Annotated in this window: 22 protein-coding genes; 9 read left to right on the top strand and 13 right to left on the bottom strand. The window is 61.3% G+C overall.

Annotated features, from left to right (window positions below; translation table 11 throughout):
- Positions 1–64 precede the first annotated feature (64 nt).
- The 7 genes from emhA (at position 65) to ACEN93_RS23420 (ending at position 9,994) form a co-directional block, all read left to right on the top strand.
- Complete coding sequence (emhA, locus tag ACEN93_RS23450) at positions 65–1,222, top strand: efflux RND transporter periplasmic adaptor subunit EmhA (protein WP_039771445.1); 1,158 nt, start codon at positions 65–67, stop codon at positions 1,220–1,222.
- 3 nt (positions 1,223–1,225) lie between these two features.
- Positions 1,226–4,390 (top strand): efflux RND transporter permease subunit EmhB, encoded by a 3,165-nt coding sequence (gene emhB, locus ACEN93_RS23445; protein WP_039771443.1) that lies wholly within the window; start codon positions 1,226–1,228, stop codon positions 4,388–4,390.
- Positions 4,387–5,847 carry an efflux RND transporter outer membrane subunit EmhC gene (gene emhC / locus ACEN93_RS23440; protein ID WP_103386912.1) on the top strand — a complete coding sequence of 487 codons (1,461 nt, stop codon included), beginning with the start codon at positions 4,387–4,389 and terminating at the stop codon, positions 5,845–5,847. Before emhB ends, emhC begins: the two co-directional genes overlap by 4 nt.
- Before the next feature lie 289 nt (positions 5,848–6,136).
- Positions 6,137–7,396, top strand: a complete 1,260-nt coding sequence (locus ACEN93_RS23435) for an OprD family porin (protein WP_495610553.1) — start codon at positions 6,137–6,139, stop codon at positions 7,394–7,396.
- Positions 7,397–7,580: 184 nt separating this feature from the next.
- Positions 7,581–8,771 (top strand): NAD(P)/FAD-dependent oxidoreductase, encoded by a 1,191-nt coding sequence (locus tag ACEN93_RS23430; RefSeq protein ID WP_495610552.1) that lies wholly within the window; start codon positions 7,581–7,583, stop codon positions 8,769–8,771.
- A 26-nt stretch (positions 8,772–8,797) separates the two neighbouring features.
- Positions 8,798–9,154, top strand: coding sequence for a DUF1641 domain-containing protein (locus ACEN93_RS23425; RefSeq protein WP_052266600.1), 357 nt, complete (start codon positions 8,798–8,800; stop codon positions 9,152–9,154).
- A 21-nt stretch (positions 9,155–9,175) separates the two neighbouring features.
- A complete protein-coding gene (locus ACEN93_RS23420) occupies positions 9,176–9,994 on the top strand; it encodes a methyltransferase domain-containing protein (RefSeq protein WP_414882289.1) in 819 nt (272 codons plus the stop codon).
- 104 nt (positions 9,995–10,098) lie between these two features.
- On the opposite strand, the gene pcaC is transcribed toward ACEN93_RS23420, so the two are convergent.
- The 11 genes from pcaC to pcaR form a co-directional block, all read right to left on the bottom strand.
- Positions 10,099–10,491, bottom strand: a complete 393-nt coding sequence (gene pcaC / locus ACEN93_RS23415; protein WP_064593983.1) for a 4-carboxymuconolactone decarboxylase — start codon at positions 10,489–10,491, stop codon at positions 10,099–10,101.
- 12 nt (positions 10,492–10,503) lie between these two features.
- Positions 10,504–11,295: a 3-oxoadipate enol-lactonase gene (gene pcaD, locus ACEN93_RS23410; protein WP_134334222.1), complete on the bottom strand. Its 792-nt coding sequence runs from the start codon at positions 11,293–11,295 to the stop codon at positions 10,504–10,506.
- A gap of 12 nt (positions 11,296–11,307) precedes the next feature.
- Positions 11,308–12,672 (bottom strand): 3-carboxy-cis,cis-muconate cycloisomerase, encoded by a 1,365-nt coding sequence (locus tag ACEN93_RS23405; RefSeq protein ID WP_495610551.1) that lies wholly within the window; start codon positions 12,670–12,672, stop codon positions 11,308–11,310.
- A gap of 46 nt (positions 12,673–12,718) precedes the next feature.
- On the bottom strand, positions 12,719–14,014 hold the full coding sequence (locus ACEN93_RS23400; protein WP_039771430.1) for an MFS family transporter: 1,296 nt from the start codon (positions 14,012–14,014) through the stop codon (positions 12,719–12,721).
- Positions 14,015–14,217: 203 nt separating this feature from the next.
- Positions 14,218–14,784, bottom strand: coding sequence for a protocatechuate 3,4-dioxygenase subunit alpha (gene pcaG / locus ACEN93_RS23395; RefSeq protein ID WP_039771428.1), 567 nt, complete (start codon positions 14,782–14,784; stop codon positions 14,218–14,220).
- A gap of 1 nt (position 14,785) precedes the next feature.
- Complete coding sequence (gene pcaH / locus ACEN93_RS23390; RefSeq protein WP_039771426.1) at positions 14,786–15,490, bottom strand: protocatechuate 3,4-dioxygenase subunit beta; 705 nt, start codon at positions 15,488–15,490, stop codon at positions 14,786–14,788.
- Between the two features lie 35 nt (positions 15,491–15,525).
- Entirely contained in the window at positions 15,526–16,731 is a 1,206-nt protein-coding gene (gene pcaF, locus ACEN93_RS23385) for a 3-oxoadipyl-CoA thiolase (RefSeq protein WP_178082877.1), read from the bottom strand.
- Complete coding sequence (locus ACEN93_RS23380; protein ID WP_039771422.1) at positions 16,728–17,507, bottom strand: CoA-transferase subunit beta; 780 nt, start codon at positions 17,505–17,507, stop codon at positions 16,728–16,730. The genes pcaF and ACEN93_RS23380 overlap by 4 nt, the downstream gene beginning before the upstream one ends.
- Positions 17,507–18,364, bottom strand: coding sequence for a CoA transferase subunit A (locus tag ACEN93_RS23375; protein ID WP_003222404.1), 858 nt, complete (start codon positions 18,362–18,364; stop codon positions 17,507–17,509). Before ACEN93_RS23375 ends, ACEN93_RS23380 begins: the two co-directional genes overlap by 1 nt.
- A gap of 282 nt (positions 18,365–18,646) precedes the next feature.
- On the bottom strand, positions 18,647–19,993 hold the full coding sequence (gene pcaK, locus ACEN93_RS23370) for a 4-hydroxybenzoate transporter PcaK (RefSeq protein WP_085666812.1): 1,347 nt from the start codon (positions 19,991–19,993) through the stop codon (positions 18,647–18,649).
- Positions 19,994–20,288: 295 nt separating this feature from the next.
- Positions 20,289–21,131 (bottom strand): pca regulon transcriptional regulator PcaR, encoded by an 843-nt coding sequence (pcaR, locus tag ACEN93_RS23365; RefSeq protein ID WP_007917109.1) that lies wholly within the window; start codon positions 21,129–21,131, stop codon positions 20,289–20,291.
- A 643-nt stretch (positions 21,132–21,774) separates the two neighbouring features.
- On the opposite strand from pcaR, the gene ACEN93_RS23360 reads away from it, so the two are divergent.
- Positions 21,775–21,975 (top strand): hypothetical protein, encoded by a 201-nt coding sequence (locus tag ACEN93_RS23360; protein WP_007957826.1) that lies wholly within the window; start codon positions 21,775–21,777, stop codon positions 21,973–21,975.
- 375 nt (positions 21,976–22,350) lie between these two features.
- Entirely contained in the window at positions 22,351–23,826 is a 1,476-nt protein-coding gene (locus tag ACEN93_RS23355; protein ID WP_039771417.1) for an inorganic phosphate transporter, read from the top strand.
- A 558-nt stretch (positions 23,827–24,384) separates the two neighbouring features.
- Here the strand turns inward: ACEN93_RS23355 and ccoM are convergent.
- Positions 24,385–24,501, bottom strand: a complete 117-nt coding sequence (ccoM, locus tag ACEN93_RS23350; protein ID WP_007959205.1) for a cytochrome c oxidase subunit CcoM — start codon at positions 24,499–24,501, stop codon at positions 24,385–24,387.
- Positions 24,502–24,646: 145 nt separating this feature from the next.
- A complete protein-coding gene (locus ACEN93_RS23345; protein ID WP_007959203.1) occupies positions 24,647–24,808 on the bottom strand; it encodes a hypothetical protein in 162 nt (53 codons plus the stop codon).
- Positions 24,809–24,884 lie beyond the last annotated feature (76 nt).

Here is a 24,884-nt window from a genome sequence, read left to right as displayed (position 1 = left end):
GTAACCCTTTTTTACCCTTCCACACTTCTTGTGCGCTTTTCGCGCGCCTGACCCGAGGATCTTCATGCAATTCAAGCCAGCTGTTACCGCTCTGGTCACTGCCGTCGCCCTGGCATCGCTGCTCAGCGGATGTAAAAAGGAAGAGGCGGCTCCCGCCGCACCACCTCCTCAGGTCGGCGTCGTCACCCTGCAACCACAAGCCTTTACCCTGACTTCCGAACTGCCGGGCCGCACCAGCGCGTTCCGAATCGCCGAAGTTCGTCCACAGGTAAACGGCATCATTCTCAAGCGTCTGTTCAAGGAAGGCGGCGATGTCAAAGCCGGCCAACAGCTGTATCAGATCGATCCGTCGGTCTATGAAGCGACCCTGAAAAGCGCCGAAGCCAACCTGCGTTCGACCAAGTCGATCTCCGACCGCTACAAGCAACTGGTCGACGAGCAGGCCGTCAGCCGTCAGGAATACGACACCGCCGTAGCCAACCGCCTGCAATCGGAAGCGTCGTTGCAAAGCGCGCAGATCAACGTGCGTTACACCAAGGTCTACGCACCGATCTCCGGTCGCATCGGCCGTTCTTCGGTGACCGAAGGCGCGCTGGTCAGCAGCGGCCAGACCGATGCGATGGCCGTGATCCAGCAACTGGACCCGATCTACGTCGACGTCACCCAGTCCTCGGTGGAACTACTGGAACTGCGCCGCGAACTGGAAAGCGGTCGTCTGCAGAAGGCCGGCGACAACGCCGCTGCGGTCAAGCTGACCCTCGAAGACGGCAGCCAGTACAAACTCGACGGTAAGCTTGAATTCTCCGAAGTGTCGGTCGACCAGACCACCGGTTCCGTGACCCTGCGCGCCGTGTTCCCGAACCCCGACCACACTTTGCTGCCGGGCATGTTCGTCCACGCGCAGTTGCAGGCCGGTGTGAACAGCGCCGCGATCCTCGCGCCGCAGCAAGGCGTGACCCGCGACCTCAAGGGCACCCCGACTGCGCTGGTCGTCGGTCCGGACAACAAGGTCGAGCTGCGTCAGCTCAAGGCCAGCCGCACCGTCGGCAGCCAGTGGCTGATCGAAGACGGCCTGAAGGCCGGAGATCGTCTGATCACCGAAGGGCTGCAATTCGTCAAACCGGGTGTTGAGGTCAAACCGACCGAAGCGACCAACGTCGGCAAAAAGAACCCGGCCCCCGCTCAGGCAGCTGACAAAGCCGCCGGCGGCAAAGGGGAGTAATCCATGTCAAAATTTTTCATCGACCGTCCGATTTTCGCCTGGGTAATTGCCCTGGTGATCATGCTGGTCGGGGCACTTTCGATCCTGAAGCTGCCGATCAACCAGTACCCGAGCATTGCGCCACCGGCCATTGCGATCTCCGTGACCTACCCGGGTGCTTCGGCACAGACGGTTCAGGACACCGTGGTGCAAGTGATCGAGCAGCAGCTCAACGGTATCGACAACCTGCGTTATGTGTCCTCGGAAAGTAACTCCGACGGCAGCATGACCATCACCGCGACCTTCGAGCAAGGCACCAACTCCGACACCGCGCAGGTCCAGGTCCAGAACAAGCTGAACCTGGCCACCCCGCTGCTGCCGCAAGAAGTGCAGCAACAGGGTATCCGCGTGACCAAGGCAGTGAAGAACTTCCTGCTGGTGATCGGCGTGGTGTCGCGTGACGGCAGCATGACCAAGGACGACCTGTCCAACTACATCGTGTCGAACATGCAGGACCCGATCTCGCGGACCGCCGGTGTCGGTGACTTCCAGGTCTTCGGTGCCCAGTACGCAATGCGCATCTGGCTCGACCCGGCCAAGTTGAACAACTTCAACCTGACCCCGGTCGACGTGAAAACCGCGATTGCGGCGCAGAACGTCCAGGTGTCGTCCGGTCAGCTCGGTGGCTTGCCTGCCGTGCAGGGCCAGCAGCTGAACGCCACGATCATCGGCAAGACCCGTCTGCAGACCGCCGAGCAGTTCAAAGAGATTCTGCTCAAGGTCAACAAGGATGGCTCTCAGGTCCGTCTGAAAGACGTCGCCGACGTCGGCCTGGGTGGCGAGAACTATGCGATCAGCGCCCAGTTCAACGGCAGCCCGGCGTCCGGTCTGGCGGTGAAACTGGCCAACGGCGCCAACGCTCTCGACACCGCCAAGGCACTGCGCAAGACGATTGACGACCTCAAGCCGTTCTTCCCGCAAGGCATGGAAGTGGTGTTCCCGTACGACACCACCCCGGTGGTGACCGAGTCGATCAAAGGCGTGGTTCACACCCTGGTCGAAGCGATTGCGCTGGTGTTCCTGGTGATGTTCCTGTTCCTGCAGAACTTCCGCGCCACCGTCATCACCACGATGACCGTGCCGGTGGTATTGCTCGGTACGTTCGGCATCCTCGCAGCGGCCGGTTTCAGCATCAACACCCTGACCATGTTCGGCATGGTGCTGGCCATCGGCTTGCTGGTGGACGACGCCATTGTCGTGGTGGAAAACGTCGAGCGGGTGATGAGCGAAGAAGGCTTGTCACCGAAGGAAGCGACCAAAAAATCCATGGGCCAGATCCAGGGCGCCCTGGTCGGTATCGCCCTGGTGCTGTCGGCGGTGTTGCTGCCGATGGCATTCTTCAGCGGCTCCACCGGTGTGATCTACAAGCAGTTCTCGATCACCATCGTGTCGGCCATGGCGCTGTCGGTACTGGTCGCGCTGATCTTCACCCCGGCGCTGTGCGCCACCATGCTCAAGGCGATTCCGCACGGTGAGCACGGCACGCCGAAAAAAGGTTTCTTCGGCTGGTTCAACCGCAACTTCGACCGTGGCGTCAACAGCTACGAGCGCGGTGTTGGCAACATGTTGTCGCGCAAGGCGCCGTATCTGCTGGCGTACCTGCTGATCGTGGTCGGCATGATCTGGCTGTTCACCCGCATCCCGACCGCGTTCCTGCCGGAAGAAGACCAAGGCGTTCTGTTCGCCCAGGTGCAGACACCAGCCGGTTCCAGTGCCCAGCGTACTCAGGTGGTGGTGGATGAAATGCGTGAATTCCTGCTGCGTCCGACCAAGGACGGCGGTGAAGGCGACGCAGTAGCCTCGGTGTTCACCGTGACCGGCTTCAACTTCGCCGGCCGTGGCCAGAGCTCGGGTATGGCGTTCATCATGCTCAAGCCGTGGGACGAACGTAACGCCGACAACAGCGTGTTCAAACTCGCCGCCCGCGCCCAGCAGCACTTCTTCAGCTTCCGCGATGCGATGGTGTTCGCCTTCGCCCCGCCGGCAGTACTGGAGCTGGGTAACGCCACCGGTTTCGACGTGTTCCTGCAGGACCGCGCCGGTATCGGTCACGAGAAGTTGATGGCTGCACGCAACCAGTTCCTCGGCATGGCCGCGCAGAGCAAGGTGCTCACGCAGGTCCGTCCGAACGGTCTGAACGATGAACCGCAGTTCCAGCTGGAAATCGATGACGAGAAGGCCAGTGCCCTGGGCATCACCATCTCCGACATCAACAACACCCTGTCGATTGCGCTGGGCAGTAGCTACGTCAACGACTTCATCGACCGCGGTCGGGTGAAGAAGGTGTACGTGCAGGGCCGGCCAGACTCGCGAATGAGCCCGGAAGACCTGAAGAAGTGGTACGTACGCAACGCCGCCGGCACCATGGTTCCGTTCTCCGCGTTCGCCAAGGGCGAGTGGATCTACGGTTCGCCGAAGCTGGCGCGTTACAACGGCGTTGAAGCGGTCGAGATCCTCGGTGCCCCGGCGCCGGGTTACTCCACCGGTGAAGCGATGGCCGAAGTCGAGGCGATTGCCAAGAAACTGCCGGCCGGTGTGGGTATCTCGTGGACCGGTCTGTCGTACGAAGAACGACTGTCCGGTTCGCAGGCTCCGGCGCTGTACGCCCTGTCGCTGCTGATGGTGTTCCTGTGTCTGGCGGCGCTGTATGAAAGCTGGTCGATTCCGATCGCGGTCATGCTCGTGGTTCCGCTGGGGATCATCGGTGCGCTGATGGCCACCAGCCTGCGCGGTCTGTCGAACGACGTGTACTTCCAGGTGGGTCTGTTGACGACCATCGGTCTGGCGGCTAAAAACGCCATTCTGATCGTCGAGTTCGCCAAGGAATTGCACGAGCAGGGACGCAGTCTGCGCGATGCGGCGATTGAAGCCTGCCGCATGCGTCTGCGACCGATCATCATGACGTCGCTGGCCTTCGTCCTCGGTGTTGTACCGTTGGCTATCTCCACCGGCGCAGGCTCGGGCAGTCAACACGCGATCGGTACCGGCGTGATTGGCGGTATGCTCACCGCGACGATCCTGGCGATATTCTGGGTTCCACTGTTCTTCGTCACTGTGTCGTCCATGGGTCAGCGCAAAAACGCTGGCAAGGATGACGCCATAGAAACTCCTAAAGAGGCTGGCCAATGAGCAAGTCGCTACTCTCCATCGCAGTCGCCGCCTTCGTGCTGAGCGGTTGCTCGCTGATACCGGATTATCAGCAGCCGCAAGCACCGGTGGCGGGCCAATACCCGCAGGGCCCGGCGTACTCGCCGGCCCAGGCACCGGCGCAGGCCGCTGCCGAACAGGGCTGGAAGCAGTTTTTCCATGACCCGGCCCTGCAGCAGCTGATCCAGGTCGCCCTGGAAAACAACCGCGACCTGCGCGTCGCGGCGCTGAACATCGACGCCTACGCGGCTCAATACCGCATCCAGCGCGCCGACCTGTTCCCGGCCGTGTCGGCCAATGCCAGTGGCAGCCGTCAGCGGGTTCCGGCCCGTGCGTCGCAGACCGGCGAGTCGAGCATCACCAGCTCCTACTCCGCGACCGTCGGCATCAGCGCCTACGAACTCGACCTGTTCGGTCGGGTTCGCAGCTTGAGCGAACAAGCGCTGCAACAATACTTCGCCACCGAAGAAGCGCGCCGCAGCACCCAGATCAGCCTGGTGGCCAGCGTGGCCAACGCCTACCTGACCTGGCAGGCCGACAAGGAACTGCTGAAGCTGACGCAGGACACCCTCGGTGCCTTCGAGGAAAGCTACAAGCTGACCAGTCGCAGCAACGAAGTCGGTGTGGCCTCGGCGCTGGACCTGGCGCAGTCACGCACCTCGGTGGAAAACGCCCGGGCACAACTGGCGCGTTACACCCGCCAGGTCGCCCAGGACGAAAACAGCCTGACCCTGCTGCTCGGCACCGGCATACCGGCCAACCTGCAAGCGGCCAAGCCGCTGTCGGATGACCTGCTGGCCGACGTACCGGCCGGTCTGCCGTCGGATCTGCTGCAACGTCGTCCGGACATCCTGCAGGCCGAGTACAACCTGAAGGCCGCCAACGCCAACATCGGCGCGGCCCGTGCAGCGTTCTTCCCGAGCATCAGCCTGACCGCCAACGCGGGCAGCCTGAGCCCGGACCTGTCCGGCCTGTTCAAGGGTGGTTCGGGCACGTGGCTGTTCCAGCCGCAGATCAACCTGCCGATCTTCAACGCCGGCAGCCTGCGCGCCAGCCTCGACTACGCCAAGATCCAGAAGGACATTGGCGTGGCGAACTACGAGAAGTCCATTCAAACGGCCTTCCAGGAAGTCGCCGACGGCCTGGCCGCGCGCCAGACCTACACCGAGCAGTTGCAGGCCCAGCGGGACTTCGTTCAGGCGAACCAGGATTACTACCGCCTCGCCGAGCGTCGCTATCGTATTGGCGTCGACAGCAACCTGACCTTCCTCGATGCCCAGCGTCAGCTGTTCAGCGCGCAACAATCGCTGATCACCGACCGCCTCGCGCAGCTGACCAGTGCGGTCAACCTGTACAAGGCCTTGGGCGGTGGCTGGAATGCGCAGACCGCGCAGAACGAGCCGCTCAAAGAAGAAGCGCCGAAGATGAAGTTGTTCTGATCATCTGCTGAATACAAAAAGCCCACCGTTTGGTGGGCTTTTTGTTGCCCGCAAATCTTGCGTTCGATAATCGCCCAAATTTCACTTTCGCCGATTGAATCGCCTCGCCCGCGCCCCGCACCATTCAAGCCACAAAACCAATAACAACAGGTTCGACACCATGCTCCCGCGCCCTGCTCCTCCCGGCTGATCGCCGCCGCTTCGCCTCTGAATCCATCGAATGTCTGCGCCTTGAAAAACGGCCGCAGCGCCCCCGTTTGCCCCAAAAAAACAAGAGAGACCCGAGCCCATGACAACCTCCCCTGCGCCCTACGCACTTCCCGGTCTGATCGCCCTCGCCCTGGCCGGCATCGCGCTGCCCGCTGCGGCTGAAGAAGCCGGTTTTATCGACGGGGCCAAGGTCAACCTGAACCTGCGCAACTTCTACATCAACCGCAACTTCACCAACCCGACCAAGGCTCAGGGCAAGGCTGAAGAGTGGACGCAGAACTTCATCCTCGACGCCAAATCCGGTTTCACCCAGGGCACCGTCGGGTTCGGTCTGGATGTGCTGGGGTTGTACTCGGTGAAGCTCGATGGCGGCAAAGGCACCGGCGGCACGCAACTGTTGCCGCTGGATCATGACGGACGCCCGGCGGACAACTTCGGCCGCACCAACGTCGCGTTCAAAGCCAAACTGTCGCAAACCGAAGTGAAGGTCGGCGAGTGGATGCCGGTGCTGCCGATCCTGCGTTCGGACGACGGCCGCTCGCTGCCGCAGACCTTTCGCGGCGGCCAGATCACCTCGAAGGAAATCGACGGCCTGACCCTCTACGGCGGCCAGTTCCGCGCCAACAGCCCGCGCGACGACAGCAGCATGAGCGACATGTCGATGACCGGCAAAGCCGCGTTCACCTCCGATCGCTTCAACTTTCAGGGCGGCGAATACGTGTTCAACGACAAGCGCACCCAGATCGGCCTGTGGAACGCCGAGCTCAAGGACATCTACAGCCAGCAATACGTCAACCTGATCCACAGCCAGCCGCTCGGCGACTGGACGTTGGGCGCCAACCTCGGTTTCTTCTACGGCAAGGACGACGGCAGCGCCCGCGCCGGCGAACTCGACAACAAGACCTGGTCGGGGATGTTCTCCGCAAAATACGGTGGCCACACCTTCTACGTCGGCCTGCAGAAACTCACCGGCGACAGCGCCTGGATGCGCGTCAACGGCACCAGCGGCGGCACCCTGGCCAACGACAGCTACAACGCCAGCTACGACAACGCGCAGGAACGCTCCTGGCAGGTCCGCCACGACTACAACTTCGTTGCCCTGGGCATCCCCGGCCTGACCCTGATGAACCGTTACATCAGCGGCGACAACGTGCACACCGGCACCATCACCGACGGCAAGGAATGGGGCCGCGAATCGGAACTGGGCTACACCGTGCAGAGCGGCGCGCTGAAGAACCTGAACGTCAGATGGCGCAACTCGACCATGCGCCGCGACTTCAGCAACAACGAGTTCGACGAGAACCGCCTGATTATCAGTTATCCGATCAGTTTGCTGTGACTGTGAAAACGGCGCTCCCAGCGAGCGCCGTCTTTGACCGCTGGTCATTTGAGTCTGGCAAGCCACCAAGACCCGGTTACATTTAAGCGGTACTTTTTATTCTCCAGCCTGCAGTAGGAGTCATTTACCTTCCGTTATCTCCGGATGCCGTACGCGAAGCACACCTTGACCATGGAGGTCAGGTATGAAAAAGCGAATAGTGATCGTCGGTGGCGGTGTAGGCGGAACCATGCTGGCCAATCAACTGGTCGGCAAGCTGTATCCCGAACTCCTGCGCGACGAAGTCTCGATCATCCTCCTGTCGGAATCCCCCGATCATTACTACAAACCTGCGTTCATGTACGTGGCGTTCAACCAGTTCTTCAAAGAAGAACTCAAACGCCCGGAACGCTCGTTGTTGCGCCCTGAAATCGACTTTCAGGTTGAAAAGGTCATACGGTTCGACTTCAACAACCAGCGCCTCAAAACCCATAGCGGCAAGTTTTTTGTCTACGACTTTCTGGTCATCGCCACCGGTTGTGTACCCGCTCCGGAACGCATCGAAGGGTTGAAAGAGGCCGGCGACCATTTCTATCAATACGAACCGGCGCGCCAACTGGCGCAACGTCTGAGCACGATTGAAAAAGGTCGGATTTTCATTACCGTGTCTTTTCCGCAGACTCCCAATGTGCCGCACCAATGCGGTATTGCTCCGGTAGAAACGACACTCATGCTGCATGATTTTCTGTGCCGTCGTGGTGTTCGCAAGAACGTGGAGATCATCTACACCTACCCGACTACCGCCCAGCTGTTGCGCAACTGTCTGTTCCTGCAACGCCCGACCGGAGAGATCCTGCCGGGCATTTTCGACAAAGCGGGCATCCAGTATCGGCGCGGTTTCACTCTGAGCCAGGTCGATCCCGACGCAAAAATCGCCTACTCCCATGAAGGCGCGGACGAACAGTTCGACATCCTGATGGCAACCCCGCCGATCCGCGCCGTGGATGCGGTGCTGGAGTCCGGAATTTCCAAGGCACCCAACAACGAAGGCTGGTTGCCGACCAACCACGAAACGCTGCAGGTCTATGGCCATGAGGGGGTCTATGTGATCGGCGACACCGTTGACCTGCCAGTGAGCAAGGCCGGAGGCGCCTGCCATAACCAGGCACCGGTGATCGCCAACAACATCGCCGCCGAAATCCGTCTGGGGCACCCCATCAGTGCCTATGACGGTCGCGTTCAGGCCGTTGCGCAAATGGGCCTGAATGCCGGAATGCCGCTTTGGTACGACTACAGCCGTGACGTACTGCCGACGCCACCGACCAAACTCGGGGGTCTGCTGCGCAACAGCTTCAATCGCGGTCTGTACTGGGCGGTGGCCCGTGGAATGCTTTGACCCTGCACAGGGAGGAGTGATTGCTGATGAAAGAGTCTGAAGCCCTGTCGGCCACACCCGGCTACACCGCCCTGATGGCCAAACTACAGCCATTGATTGATGGCGGACGGCTGGAGAACATTATCGATCTGCTTTCCCTGCTGTCGGATCTGGTCGACCTGTTGGACGAAGCCATGGTGGAGAAGCTGTCCTTGCTGGTCGAACAGGCGGCAGCCTGCAGTTGGGAGATGGCCAATGCTCTGCGTCTGGCGAAGGCTGAAGTCGCTGCGCACCACCAGGCACCAAGCGCCGTTGCACTGCTCAAACTGTTGAACGACAGCGATACACGCAAAGGAGTAGCCGTTGTCCTGAAAGCGCTCAACGTCATCGGAAGACAACTTTAACTCGCCAGAGAGGATCACCTCATGAGCGTAAAACTCGAAACGCCGGGCAAGCCCTGCTCTGACTGGGATGCCCGGGCGTACCAGCAGTTTTCCCGTCTCAGACAACAACCGGTCGATGAATTGCTCGGCCGTGTCGACCTGAACAATCCTCAGCGCATTTATGACCTCGGTTGCGGCACCGGGATTGCCACCAAGGTTCTGGCCGATCGCTGGCCGCAGGCAGATATCAAAGGCATCGACAGTTCGAAAGACATGCTTGAGGTCGCCCGTTGCCTGCCGATCAAGGCGCGCTGGCAACACGCCGAACTGCAGCACTGGAAACCCCGCAAGCCGGCCGACCTGTTGTTCGCCGCGGCCGTGCTGCATTTCATCGATGACCATCAAACGCTGTTGCCGGGACTGCTTCGCCACCTCAACCCTGGCGGGTGCCTCGCCGCGCACATGCCGGACTGGCGTGATGCGCTGTGGTATCAGCTGATGCTCGACACCCTCGACGACGCCGGACCCTGCGGTCGCCCCATCGGCACTGCACAATTGCGCCAGCGCATGGCCGCGCGGCCGTTGTTGTCGCTGGAGGCTTACTACCGGCTGCTGGCCCCGCTGACCCAGTCACTGGATATCTGGGAAACAGAGCAATTGCAGGTGGTCGACGGTAAATCGCCGGTTTATGACTGGGTGAAGGTGTCGGCGCTGCGGCCGGTGATGCAGGGACTGACGTCAGAGGAACAGGCGCGCTTCATTTATCACTACCTGATGCGGGTGCACGCGCATTATCCGCAGGAGAAAAACGGACATACGTTGTTTGCGTTCAAGCGGATTTTCATTGTCGCCAAGGTTTGAATCGGCGCGGCAAATACCGCCATCGCTAGCAGGCTAGCTCCCACAATGGACCGCATTTCACTGTGGGAGCTAGCCTGCCAGCGATGGCGTCCGCTCAGTCGCCGTTAATCCCGGGATTCGGTACCCAGCTCATCCCACACCGATTCGGCCAGATGGAACGTCGCATTCGCCGCCGGAATCCCGCAGTAGATCGCGCTCTGCATGATCACTTCCTTGATCTCGCCGCGACTCACGCCATTGTTGGCCGCCGCCCGCAGGTGCAACTTGAGTTCACCTTCGCGGTTCATGCCGATCAGCATGGCGATGGTGATCAGGCTGCGGGTGTGGCGTGGCAGGCCCGGGCGGGTCCAGATGTCGCCCCAGGCGTGACGGGTGATCATCTCCTGGAACTCCGAGTTGAACTCGGTCAGCGTGGTCAGGCTGCGATCGACATGAGCGTCGCCAAGCACCGCGCGGCGCACTTGCATGCCGTCGTCGTAACGTTGTTTCTCGTCCACGAAAATCCTCCTTCAGTCAGCCAGCAGGAATGTCAGCACACGGTCGCTGAACGCGTCGCCGGCCTGAACGTTGGAAAGGTGCGCCGCATAAAACTCGGCGTACTCGGCATCGCGCACATGCTCCTGGATGAAGTGCCCGCCGGACGGTGGCGTCACCGCATCTTCGGTACCGGCGATTACCAGCAGCGGCACCGTGATCGACGCCAACTGCTCACGGAAATCCGCATCGCGTACCGCTGCGCAGTTGGCGGCGTAACCTTCAGGGTTGGTCGCGGCCAGCATGTCGGTGATCTGCTTCGCGGCTGCCGGATTGGCGGCGGAAAAGTCCGGGGTAAACCAGCGGGCAATGGATGCATCGCGCAACGCGACCATCGCCGCCGGACCGTCGCGCAGCACGGTTTCGATGCGCGGATTCCACACCGACGGATCGCCGATTTTTGCCGCGGTGTTGCAAACGATCAGTTTGTTCAACCGCTGGCCGGCGTTGATCCCCAGCCACTGGCCGATCAGGCCGCCCATCGACAGACCGCAGAAATGCGCGCGTTCAATGTGCAGCGCATCCAGCAACGCCAGCACGTCGCGGCCCAGTTGCTCGATGCTGTAAGGGCCCGGCGTCACCAGCGACTGGCCGTGCCCGCGAGTATCGAAACGCAGCACGCGAAAATGTTCGGTGAAGGCCGGCATCTGCACGTCCCACATGTGCAGGTCGGTGCCCAGCGAGTTCGACAGCACCAGCACCGGCGCATCGACCGGGCCTTCCAATGTGTAATGCAGTTCGCCATCGGCGAGTTGAACGAAAGCCACAGCCCTCTCCTTTCAGTCAGACAATGCGTTGTGTTCGGCCACTGCCCGCTCGACCCAGACCTGTGCCTGGCCGAGGTAATGGGCGGGATCGAGCAGATGATCCAGTTCGGTTGCACTCAGTTCGGCGGTCACCTGCGGTTCGTCACCGAGGACCGCTCGCAGATGGCGCTGTTCGGCCACCGCTCGTTTGCAGCATTGTTCGAGCAGATGATGCGCGGTGTCGCGGCCGACCCGTTGCGCAAGCACGATGCTCACTGCTTCGGCCAGCACCAGGCCTTGAGTCAGTTCCAGGTTGCGGGCCATGCGCGCGGCATCGACCTCCAGACCGTCGGCCAGCAGCCGCGCCTGTTGCAGTGCGCCCGACACCAGGCAGCAGATTTCCGGCAGGGTTTCCCATTCGGCGTGCCACAGACCAAGGCTGCGCTCGTGTTCCTGGGGCATGGCGCTGAACAGCGTCGAGACCAGCCCCGGAACGCGGGTGGCGGCGCCGATCAACACCGCCGCGCCCACCGGATTGCGTTTGTGCGGCATGGTCGAGGAACCGCCCTTGCCCGGCGCCGACGGTTCGAACACTTCCGCCGCTTCGGTCTGCATCAACAGGCTGATGTCGCGGCCGAATTTGCCGAGGCTGCCGGCGATCAGACCGAGCACCGCGCCGAACTCGACGATGCGATCGCGCTGGGTGTGCCACGGTTGTTCCGGCAGGGTCAGATTCAGTTCTTCGGCCAGCGCCCGGGCGATCGGCAACGCCTGTTCGCCGAGCGCCGCGAGGGTGCCGGACGCGCCGCCGAATTGCAGCACCAGCAGTCGCGGTTTGAGCTCGCGCAGACGCTGACGGCTGCGCGTGATCGCACCGAGCCAACCGGCGATCTTCATGCCGAGCGTCACCGGCGTCGCATGTTGCAGCCAGGTACGTCCGGCCAGCGGCGTCGCGGCGTGGCGCGGCGCCTGAGTGGCGAGGGAGTCAGCCAGTTGCGCCAGCTCCCCTTCAATCAATTCCAGCGCCTGACGCAATTGCAGCACCAGCCCGGAATCCATCACGTCCTGACTGGTGGCACCCAGATGTACATAGCGCTCGGCTTCGGCATCGGTCGCGGCGATCTGTTTGCCCAAGGCCTTGACCAGCGGAATCGCCGAATTGCCGGCCGTGGCAATCGCCTCGCCCAGTGCGGCGAAATCAAACAGCCCGGCGCGGCAGGCATTTTCAATCGGCGCGACAGCACCCGCCGGAATCAACCCGACCCGCGCTTCGGCCCGGGCCAGTGCCGCTTCGAAGTCGAGCATCGCCTGCACCCGGCCCTGATCGCAGAACACGTCGCGCATATCGCGGGCAGTAAAGTAGGCATCGAACAATTGATTGCCCGGTCGCTGAGTCATAAACAGTCCTTGCCGGCGCGGGCCGGTGTGGCCCGCGCGCATCGGTTTAAAGGTCGTGGTGCAAATACTTCGCTTCTTTGGGCAGGCGCAGGCTGAACAGGAACGCCACGGCCATCATGATCGTGACATACCAGTAGAACGCGTTTTCCATTCCGCCAGCCTTGAGGCTCAGGGCCACGTATTCTGCCGAACCGCCGAAAATCGCGTTGGCCACCGCATAGGCCAGGCCGACGCCGAGGGCGCGGACTTCCGGCGGGAACATCTCGGCTTTCACCAGACCGCTGATCGAGGTGTAGAAACTGACGATCGCCAGCGCCACGGTAATCAGCACAAAGGCCAGGAACGGGCTGCCGACACTTTTCAGGCTGAGCAGGATCGGCACTGTGAACAACGTGCCGAGGCCGCCGAACCAGAGCATCGAGTTACGCCGGCCGATCTTGTCGGCGAGCATGCCGAACAGCGGCTGCATGCACATGTACAGGAACAGCGCGCCGGTCATGATGTAGCTGGCGGTCTTGGCGTGCATGCCGGCGGTGTTCACCAGGTACTTCTGCATGTACGTGGTGAAGGTGTAGAAAATCAGCGAGCCGCCGGCGGTGTAGCCGAGCACGGTGATGAACGCAGCCTTGTGATCGCGGAACAGTGCACGGATGCTGCCGGCGTCCTTGTTCTCGCGCATTTCCTTGCTGGTGGTTTCTTTCAGCGAGCGACGCAGGAACAGCGAAATCAGCGCGGCGGCCGCACCGACCACGAACGGAATCCGCCAGCCGTAGGCACGCAATTCTTCTTCAGAGAGGAACTGTTGCAGGATCACCACCAGCAGCACCGCCAGCAGTTGCCCGCCGATCAGGGTCACGTACTGGAACGAGGCGAAGAACCCGCGCTGGCCCTTGAGCGCGACTTCGCTCATGTAGGTCGCGGTGGTGCCGTATTCACCGCCCACCGACAGGCCTTGCAGCAGACGCGCGAACAACAGCAGCAGCGGCGCCCAGACGCCGATGTCCTTGTAGGTCGGCAGGCAGGCGATCAGCAACGAGCCGAAGCACATCATCAGGATCGAGATCAGCATCGAGTTCTTGCGCCCGTGCTTGTCCGCGACCCGGCCGAAAATCCAGCCGCCGATCGGTCGCATCAGGAACCCGGCGGCGAACACGCCTGCCGTGTTGACCAGCTGCACCGTGGGGTTGTCGGAGGGGAAAAACGCCGGGGCGAAATAGATCGCGCAGAAGGCGTAGACGTAGAAGTCGAACCATTCGACGAGGTTGCCGGACGACGCGCCGACAATGGCAAAGATGCGCTTGCTGCGCTCTTCACCGGTGTAATGGGAGGTGAGGGTTGTCATTGTTTTTCACTCGATAGGGACAGTGAGAGTCTAGACACACTTTGCAACAGCCCCGTTCCACATTGGATCACCAGCCAGACCCGATCTCTGATCGTTCCCACGCTCCGCGTGGGAATGCCGCCATGGACGCTCTGCGTCCAATGTGACGCGGAGCGTCACGGTATGCATTCCCACGCGGAGCGTGGGAACGATCAGTATCCGGTTCAGTAATCGAAGAACACCGTCTCGGCATCAGTGCCCTGCAGGATCACATTCCACTGATAGACACCCGCCGCATCCGGCTTCGCCAGCAACGTATCGCGGCGCTCGGCCGGTACGCATTCGAGCAGCGGATCATTGACGTTCGCCGGATCGCCCTCGAAGTAAATCCGCGTCAGCAAGTGCTTCACCAACCCGCGTGCAAACACCAGCACCACCAGATGCGGCGCCTGGGTCGAGCCCTTGAGGCCTTCAACCGTGCCCGGCTTGATGGTGGTGAAACGAAAGCGCCCTTCCGCATCCACCGGCACCCGGCCGAAGCCTTCGAAATTCGGGTCGAGCGGCTTGGCCTGCTCGTCTTCCGGGTGGTCATATTTGCCGGCGGCGTTGGCCTGCCAGACTTCGAGCATGGCGTCGTTGACGACATCGCCGTTGCCGTCCACCACTTGCCCGGTGATCGCCACGCGCTGGCCGAGGGTCAGTTCGTTGGCGAGGTTTTCACGGTTCAGCCAGGTCAGGCCGATGTGGTAATACGGCCCGACGGTGTGGGACGTGGTCGCAGTCAGGGTCATCTCATTTCTCCATCGGCGTGGCTTCGCGGCCGCGCAGCACGATGTCCCAGCGATAAGCGAGGGCGTAGGACGGAATGGTTTTTTCCAGATCGAAAGCGGCGATCAGGCGTTCCTTGGCCGAGGTGTCCGGCACGCAGTTGTAGATCGGGTCGTAGGCCAGCAGCGGGTCGCCCGGGAAATACATTTGCGTGACCAGGCGCGTCAGGATGCTCGGCCCGAACAGCGAGAAATGCACATGGGCCGGACGCCAGGCATTGTGGTGGTTGCCCCACGGATAGGCGCCGGGCTTGATGGTCTGGAACTGATACCAGCCGTCGGCGTCGGTCACGGTGCGGCCGGTGCCGGTGAAGTTCGGATCCAGCGGTGCGTCGTGCAGGTCACGGGCATGGTTGTAGCGACCGGCGGCGTTGGCCTGCCAGATCTCCACCAGAATCCCCGGCACCGGCAGACCGTCTTCGTCGAGCACACGCCCGTGAATGATGATCCGCTCACCGAGCGGTTCGCCCTGATGCTGGGCGGTCAAATCGTTGTCGGTTTCGGCAACACGCTCGGCGCCGATGGTCGGGCCGGTGATTTCCGACAGCGAATGCGGCAGAAACACCAACGGCTTGGAAGGCGAGCGCAGATTGGTGGATTGATAGGTCGGGTGCAGGTACGGCGGCTGGGTGCCTTCCTGCGGGCGGCGGTAACCAGGCTTGTCAGTCATTTCGCTTTCCTCTGTTCTTTTCATCACGGCTTGCGTCAGACGCGTTCGATGGCCAGGGCCAGACCCTGGCCGACACCGACGCACATGGTCGCCAGACCTTTCTTGCCACCGGTCTTTTCCAGCTGATGCAGCGCAGTCAGCACCAGCCGCGCGCCGCTCATGCCCAACGGGTGGCCCAAGGCAATAGCGCCACCGTTCGGGTTGACCTGCGCCGCGTCGTCCGCCAGCCCCAGTTCGCGCAATACCGCCAGACCCTGGCTGGCGAAGGCTTCGTTGAGTTCGATCACATCGAAATCGCTGACCGCCACGCCGAGGCGTTCGGTGAGTTTGCGCACCGCCGGCACCGGGCCGATGCCCATCACCCGTGGCGCAACACCGGCGCTGGCCATGCCGAGCACTTTGGCGCGAGCGGTCAGGCCGTGTTTTTTCACCGCTTCCGCCGAGGCCAGAATCAGCGCGGCGGCACCATCGTTGACGCCCGAAGCATTGCCGGCGGTGACGGTCTTGTCCGGGCCGTTGACCGGTTTCAGTTTAGTCAGGGCTTCAAGCGTGGTGTCGGCGCGTGGGTGTTCGTCCTGGCTGACCACGGTTTCGCCCTTTTTGTGGGCGATCCGTACTTCGACGATTTCCTCGGCGAAGTAGCCGGCAGCCTGGGCAGCGGCCGTACGTTGCTGACTGCGCAGGGCGAAAGCGTCCTGATCCTCGCGGGAAACTTCGTAGTCGTCGGCGACGTTGTCGGCGGTCTGCGGCATCGCATCAACGCCATACTGGGCCTTCATCAACGGGTTGATGAAACGCCAGCCGATGGTGGTGTCCTCCAGCTTCATGTTGCGCGAGAACGCCGCATCAGCCTTGCCCATCACGAACGGTGCGCGGGACATCGACTCGACGCCACCGGCAATCGCCAGCTCCATTTCACCGCTGGCGATGGCGCGGAACGCGGTGCCGATGGCATCCATGCCCGACGCGCAGAGGCGATTGAGGGTGACGCCCGGCACGGTCTCCGGCAGACCGGCCAGCAGCAGCGCCATGCGCGCGACGTTGCGGTTGTCTTCACCGGCCTGGTTGGCGCAGCCGAGGAATACCTCGTCGATGGCGCTCCAGTCCACCGACGGATTGCGTTCCATCAGGGCCTTGATCGGCACGGCGGCCAGGTCGTCGGCGCGAACCGCCGCCAGACCGCCACCGAAACGGCCGATGGGGGTACGAATCGCATCGCAGATATAAACGTCGCGCATCATGCTTCTCCCGGTGCCTGGCCGTGGGCAGCGGCCGTGCGCGCTTCGAGATCGCGCAGCGCAGTCAGTTCGACTTCTGTCGGTTCAGCGGTGGTTGCCACGCTGTCGGCAAAACGGATCGGCCAACCGGTGGCGGCGACCACTTGCTCGCGAGTCACGCCCGGGTGCAGCGCGGTGACCACGAATTCGTGGGTGCCCTCTTCCGGCTCCATGATGCACAGGTCGGTGATGATCCCGACCGGGCCGGCGCCCGGCAGGCCCAGACGTTTGCGCGAATCGCCGCCCTCGCCATGGCCGACCGAGGTAATGAAATCGAGTTTGTCGACAAACGAACGCGCCGACTGCTTGAGGATGATCAGCACACTTTTGGCAGAGCCGGCGATCTCCGGTGCGCCACCGGCACCCGGCAGACGAACTTTCGGCTGGTGATAATCGCCGACCACGGTGGTGTTGATGTTGCCGAAACGGTCGACTTGCGCTGCGCCGAGGAAACCGACGTCGATGCGCCCGCCCTGCAGCCAGTAGCGAAAAATCTCACCGGTCGGCACGACAGTGTCAGCGGTTTCTGCCAGTTCGCCGTCACCGATCGACAGTGGCAATACGCTGGGTTTGGCGCCAATCGGACCGGATTCGTAGATCAACACCACGTCCGGCGACGAGGTCAGGCGCGCCAGGTTGGCGGCTTTCGACGGCAGGCCGATGCCGACGAAGCACACCGAGCCGTTCTTCAGGCGACGGGCTGCGGCGACAGTCATCATTTCATTGGTGGTGTAAGTCATTACTTGGCCTCCGAAGCAGCGGCCAACTTGGCCTGGAACTCGCTGAAGTCAGCGCAGCCATGGATGTATTCGTTGATCCACGCGGTAAACGTCTCACGGTCGCGGGCGATCGGATCCCACGCCTGATAGAAGCGGTTGTCACGTTCGGTGTAACCGTGGGCGTAGGACGGATGCGCGCCACCGGGTACATGGCAGACCGCGCTCAAGGCCCAGGTCGGCAGCACGCAGGCGTTCATCGGGGCGTTGAGGTTGTCGACGATTTCTTCGACCGTGACGATGCAACGCTTGGCGGCCAGTGCGGCTTCTTTCTGCACACCGAGAATGCCCCACAGCAGCACGTTGCCCTGACGGTCGGCTTTCTGGGCGTGGATCACGGTCACGTCCGGACGCACCGACGGCACCGCCGCCAGCACTTCGCCGGTGAACGGGCAAGTCACGGATTTGATCAGCGGGTTGACCTTCGGCAGGTCGGAACCGGCGTAGGCCCGCAACACCGCGAACGGCAGGCCGGAGGCGCCGGCGACGTAGGCATTGGCCAGGTCGGCGTGGCTGTGTTCTTCGATTTCCAGCGCGTGCGGCCATTGCTTCTCGACCGCGTCGCGCAGACGGTGCAGCGAACCCACGCCAGGGTTGCCGCCCCAAGAGAAGATCAGCTTGCGTGCACAGCCGGCGCCGATCAGTTGGTCGTAGATCAGGTCAGGCGTCATCCGCACCAGGGTCAGATCTTTCTTGCCCTGACGAATGATTTCATGACCCGCCGCCGTAGGGATCAGGTGAGTGAAGCCTTCGAGCGCGACGGTATCGCCGTCGTTGACGAATTGCTTCACCGCGTCGTGCAGCGAAAGGATCTCAGCCATGGAGCGGGCTCCCGTTTTTGTAATGAATCGCCAGTGAATAAAAAGGCGCGAGGTTCTGCGCCGGAGTCACTGAAGATTAAGCCGCTGATTTTCACCAAACAATCCGATAATCGACTGAGTGTTCGTTTATCGAACAGATTGTTATCTGCCTATCATTCCGTCACTGATCGTTCCCACGCTCTGCGTGGGAATGCAGCCCGGGACGCTCCGCGTCCCTTCCGAAACCGAACGCGGAGCATTCTCTGCGGCCAGTTCGACGCGGGAACGATCCTGCAATGAAACTCAGGTCGCGTCCGCGTGACTGACCAGACCCTTGATCACCACCGCTGCCGTGGCCAGGCCCGCCGGAACCACCAGCGCCGTCAGCACTTGCTCGAAATTCCAGCCCAGGCCCAGCAGGGTCGCGCCCATCCACGCTCCGAGAATCGCGCCAAACCGGCCGATCCCGAGCATCCAAGACACCCCCGTCGCCCGGCCCTGCGTCGGATAAAACCGCGCTGCCAGCGACGGCATCGCCGATTGCGCACCGTTGACGCACATGCCCGCCACCAGCACCAGCGTCGCCAGCAGCGTGATGTTGCCCAGACTCTGCCCGACCGCGTAGGCAAACACCCCGGCCAGCAGGTAGAAAATGCCGATCACCTTGTGCGGATTGAAGCGGTCCATCGCCCAGCCTACGCCCACCGCGCTCAACACTCCGCCGAACTGGAACAGCGCGCCGATAAACGCCGCCTGTTCCATGCTCGCGCCGCTGTCACGCATCAGGGTCGGCAGCCAACTGGTCAGCAGGTACACGATCACCAGACCCATGAAGTAGGTCAGCCACAGCAGCAACGTGCCGACGCTGTAGGTGCCGGAAAAAATCACCGCAAACACGTTGCGCGCTTTCACGGTTTTCTGTTCCGGCACGCTGAAACTCGCGGCCTGAGCGACGATGGCAGGATCAATGGGTGCGAGAGTCTTGCGCACCTTGTCGGTGCCGCGATTGCGCACCACCAGATAACGCGCCGACTCCGGCAGCCAGAGAAGCAACACCACGGTGAGGATCAGCGGCAGGATCCCGCCGATCAGCAACAGACTGTGCCAGCCGAATGCCGGGATCAACTTGGCCGAAATAAACCCGCCACCGGCCATGCCCAGGTTGAAGCCGCAGAACATGCTGGTCACCAACAGGGACTTCTTGCGCTCCGGGGTATATTCCGACAGCAGCGTGGTGGCGTTCGGCATCCCGGCGCCCAGTCCCAGACCAGTGAGGAAACGCAGCACCAGCAACTGATCGACATTGGTGGCGTAGGCCGACGCCAGGCTGAAAGCACCGAACAGAAAAACCGCGCCGACCAGTACGACTTTTCGCCCGAAGCGGTCAGCCAATGGCCCGGAGCCCAGCGCACCGAAGACCATTCCGATCAGCGCGGCACTCATCACCGGGCCGAGGCTGGCGCGGTCGATGCCCCAGTCTTGGGACAGGGCCGGCGCGATAAACCCCATGGCCGCAGTATCGAGGCCATCGAGGAACACAATCAGGAAACACAGGATCACCACTCGCCACTGATAGCGCGAGATCGGTTGGGCGTTGATGAAGGACTGCACGTCGAGGCAGTGACCTACAGCGGACTGAGGCTGGTTCATTATTTTTATTCCACGCAAGAAAACGCAGTCGAACGGCGGCCGGCCAGAGAGCGGCACGGTCACAACTATATAAGGAAGAAATCAGGCGTTGCGCTAATACCGGCAACAGGAACGGGGGCGGCGACAGTCGGGGAACGTGCGCATGGGAGGTTGCCTCTTGTCATTATTATGGGAGTCGACGATCCGGCGGGCTCATTCACATTCGCGCCGGATGACGCTGCCGCGACATTAATGATCCGGGGGTTTTAGCGTCAATTCGATAAACGCAACTCTGTGCGTTTATCGAACAGCTTCATCAGGCAAACAATTGCGCACTGAGGTCGCGACTGGCGCTCAACAGGCCCGGCAGAAAGCGCTGCTCGAGCTCGGTACGGCTGACACGACCGGCGTGGGTGCTGACATTGAGCGCGGCCACCACCTGGCCGGAAGCGTCATACACCGGCACGGCAATCGAACGCAGACCTTGTTCCAGTTCCTGATCGACGATGCACCAGCCCTGCTGCCGGACTTCCTGCAGACATTCGAGCAAGGCGTCGGGGGTGTGAATCGTGCGGCTGGTTTTGGCCACCAGTTCGGCGTGGTCGAGATATTCGCGCAGCGAGGTGTCGTCCAGCGCCGCCAGCAGGATTCGCCCCATAGACGTGCAGTACGCCGGCAAGCGCCCGCCCACCGACAGGTCCACCGAAATCAGACGCTGGGTGGTGGCCGAACGGGCAATGTAGAGAATGTCGTCGCCTTCCAGCGTGGCCATGTTGCAGGCCTCGTGCAGTTGCTCGCTCATGCGGTCGAGATACGGCTGGGCCGAGACCGCCAGCGGCGTCGACGACAGATAGGCGTGACCGAGGGTCAGCACTTTCGGCAGAAGCGAATAAGTGCGCCCATCGGTGGTGGCGTAGCCGAGCTTGATCAGTGTGTGCAGGCAACGGCGCACGGCGGCGCGGGGAATTTCCGTGCGATGGCTGATCTGGGCGATGGTCAGGTGGCGCTTGCGCTCCTGAAACGCCTGCACCACCGCCAGGCCACGGGCCAGGGAGGTCATGAAATCCGGATCACCGGTCAGGGCCTGGATACGCTTGGCCGGCGAAGCGACGATCGGCGGCGCTACCGAGGTGAAGGAATTGCGCATTTGATCGTTCATGTCAGGTCCTTTTTTTCTTGTTCGGATCAACGGCTATACAAGCGGCTCGTCGGCAGATACACAAGCGACAGACCGCCAACACCGGGCGATTATCGAACCGTCGACCGATAATCGCAATCGCCCTCACCTCCTCGTTTGGGTTGTGCGCAACAGATTTGAACTTGGAACGCCGGTGCGGTTTAAGCGCCTTAGTTGTCCGACTAAATGGCGCCAGAAATCAAACACTGCGCAACGGCGATGCAACTATTGATGAAAGTTGCACGTCACAAAACAATCACACATCCAGAACCGTTTTTAACTTGGCAAAGATAGGCAATCCCGATTCGCCCGCTATAATGCACCTCAGTGGCACCGCGCTCTTATTTGCCGACGGTGCCACCCGCTGGCGCGATGTCCATCGCTGCCGGCCCCGGCCAGCGCCTGACGCTCATTACTCATGCACCGCCAGCGCGCTCGCTGAAACAGGAAACTGATGCTGCGTCAGTTTTAATCTGGTGCCGTAGCCGCCTGCAACATGGAAGTCCTGACCGTCTTCCCGACAACACCGCTGCCTGTCCGGGCAAGCGCTTGTTGATGAACCGGTTAAATGATTCGTTGCAGTGCGTTTCACCAGACATTTATCTCAACTCATACAGGTAGCACTGTGACGAAAGACGAACTGCGCGCGGAACTTGAGCGCCAGGAACAACGTTACAAGGAAGTTTACGGCGGGGAAGTCACCACCTACGCTGCCCAGCCCGAACCAGAACGCAAAGCCTGGCGTAAACGCCCTACCGTTCAGGATCAGGTCTTTCAGCAAGAACTGAAAAAAATGGAAGAGGAACTCAAAGCCGAAGAGCCTTGAAGCCGTCCTTTGCACCTTCCGAAGGTAAGCGTACTCACCGGGCTACAAGCACGGTGGACTGACGATGCCTTGCGCGCCCGCTACCCGCGGGCAGCGGCCAACTCCCCTGTATTGCACAGGTCTGGAGCATGTCAGACGCATTTCTCAGATATTTCACACAAGTTTCAGTCCCCTCCCGACAACTGGCGAATCCGCCGGCGTCTCAAATTTTTATCAACCAAATCAACACCTTGCAAAACCCTGCAAAAAGCTTGGGTAATGCCCCCTGACACAAATTAATTCGTTGAAGAATGTTACCGATGAGCAGGTAGGGGATCGATTTCCAGTCTTTTCTGGCATAATCGCGCCCCCTTATGACCGGGTCAGAAAACCTTCATGATCGATTTATTCAGCGGACTGGATGCCTGGGTGCTTGTGAGCCTCCTGCTCGCCCTGACATTTGTCCTCGCCTTCGAGTTCATCAATGGATTTCATGACACCGCTAACGCGGTAGCCACTGTTATCTACACCAAAGCGATGCCGCCTCATCTGGCGGTGTTCTTCTCGGGCGTGTTCAACTTCCTCGGCGTACTGCTGGGCGGCGTTGGCGTGGCGTATGCCATCGTGCACCTGCTGCCGGTAGAACTGCTGATCAACGTGAACACCGGCCATGGTCTGGCAATGGTGTTCTCGCTGCTCGCCGCCGCGATCGCCTGGAACCTGGGCACCTGGTACTTCGGTATCCCGGCCTCCAGTTCGCACACGCTGATCGGTTCGATCCTCGGTGTCGGCCTGGCCAACGCCCTGATCAACGAAATTCCACTGGCTGACGGCGTCAACTGGCAGAAAGCGATCGATATCGGCGCCTCGCTGGTGTTCTCGCCGATGGCCGGCTTCCTGATCGCCGCGCTGGTGCTGATCGGCCTGAAGTGGTGGCGTCCGCTGTCGAAGATGCACAAGACGCCGGAACAGCGCCGCAAGATCGACGACAAGAAGCACCCACCGTTCTGGAACCGCCTGGTCCTGGTGATCTCGGCCATGGCCGTGAGCTTCGTGCACGGTTCCAACGACGGCCAGAAAGGCATCGGCCTGATCATGCTGGTACTGATCGGTATCGTGCCTGCGCAGTTCGTACTCGACCTGAACAGCACCACCTACCAGATCGAACGCACTCGCGATGCGACCCTGCACCTGAGCCAGTTCTACAAGCGCAACGCCGACACCCTGGGTGAATTCCTGGCCCTGGGCAAAAGCGTGGAAGGCGACCTGCCGGAGAAATTCCGTTGCAACCCGCAACAGACCGAACCGACCATCGCCGCCCTGCTCGACACCCTCAAAGGCGTAGCCGACTACCACTCGCTGTCCGCGGAGAGCCGCATCGAAGTGCGTCGTTACCTGCTCTGCCTGGACGACACCGCGAAGAAAGTCAGCAAACTGCCAGGCCTCGCCCCGCGTGAAAAGGCTGACCTGGACAAACTGCGCAAAGACCTGACCACCACCACCGAATACGCCCCGTTCTGGGTAATTCTGGCGGTCGCCCTGGCCTTGGGCCTGGGCACCATGGTCGGCTGGAAACGCGTGGTACTGACCATCGGCGAGAAGATCGGCAAGCAAGGCATGACCTACTCACAAGGCATGTCGGCCCAGATCACCACCGCCAGCCTGATCGGCATGGCCAACATCTTCAGCCTGCCGGTATCCACCACCCACGTCCTCTCCTCGGGCGTGGCCGGCACCATGGTCGCCAACAAAAGCGGCCTGCAAGGCGGCACGGTGAAAACCATCCTGCTGGCCTGGGTTCTGACCCTGCCAGCCACCGTGGCCCTGTCGGCCGGCCTGTTCTGGCTGGCGTCGAAAGCGCTGGGCAGCTGATAGACCGCTGAAATGAAAAAGGCGTGATTCGAGAGGATCACGCCTTTTTTGTTGCTTCCAGAAATGGGACGCAGAGCGCCCCGGGCTGCATTCCCACGCGGAGCGTGGGAACGATCAAGCTGTTAGCTCCCGCTTCCCACCACTCAACACGATGAGCGTTAGCTCGAGTACCGCTCTTGACGTGCCGGCCCCATCGGAAGGCTGAGTGGAGGGATTTATCCGGGGGTGGGAGCGCAGCGACCGTTTGGCGGAGCCAAACACATCGAGAGGAGGTGCAGCGAAGCAAACCGTAGGCGATGCCCCCGGATGAATCCCGGAACGAAGGAACACCGAGCCAAAGCGAGGTGCCGAACGCCGGGGCCCAGCCTTTTGGTTCCTTTTTGGCGTCTGAAAAAGGGACTCGCCGTAAGGGCGAAACCGCCAGCCGCAACCCCCGAAGAAACGGATATTCACCCAAAACCCCAAGAGCATGGTCGGCCCAAAGGCCGCCAAGACACAAAAAAAAAGGGCAACCGAAGTTGCCCAAAATGCCTTGCGTGCTCATCAAATCCAGAAGAATCAAGGCTTCTTGCGCTTGTTCGCATCCTTCCAGATAAAAAATCCAAACCCTGCAAAAAACAGAACCATCAGCCCCACAGTCAGGACCCCGGCAAACACCACGTTATCGAAAAACATGACTGGCCTCCTGGCCCCTGCTTTGCTGCGATGGAACTAAGTTAACCAATCAGGCAGGCGCAGGAATTGACCGGGATCAATGCCGGTCACAGAGAGGAGGAAAGGAAGGGAAATAACTGACCTGCATCAACGGATGCAGGGGAGATCAACGCTTTTTCGGTTTGTTTTTCGGCTTTTTCTTCGGTTTACCCAACGGCATGGCCTGCTCGAAAGCCTGGCGCACTTCATTCAGGCGCTTCTCGTTGAGGTCATGAACCCGCTTGGCGCGTTCGGTGTTGAGGTCGATCAGCTTGTCGTCTTGGCTCATGGCGTTCGGTGCATCGCTTGGACTGAATCACAACTGCCGCTTCAACGGCAGGACTGCGCCAATAATGCGGCCTGGC

The sequence above is a fragment of the Pseudomonas sp. Pseusp21 genome, from assembly GCF_059492145.1.
This window is presented reverse-complemented; position numbering and strand designations above follow the sequence as displayed.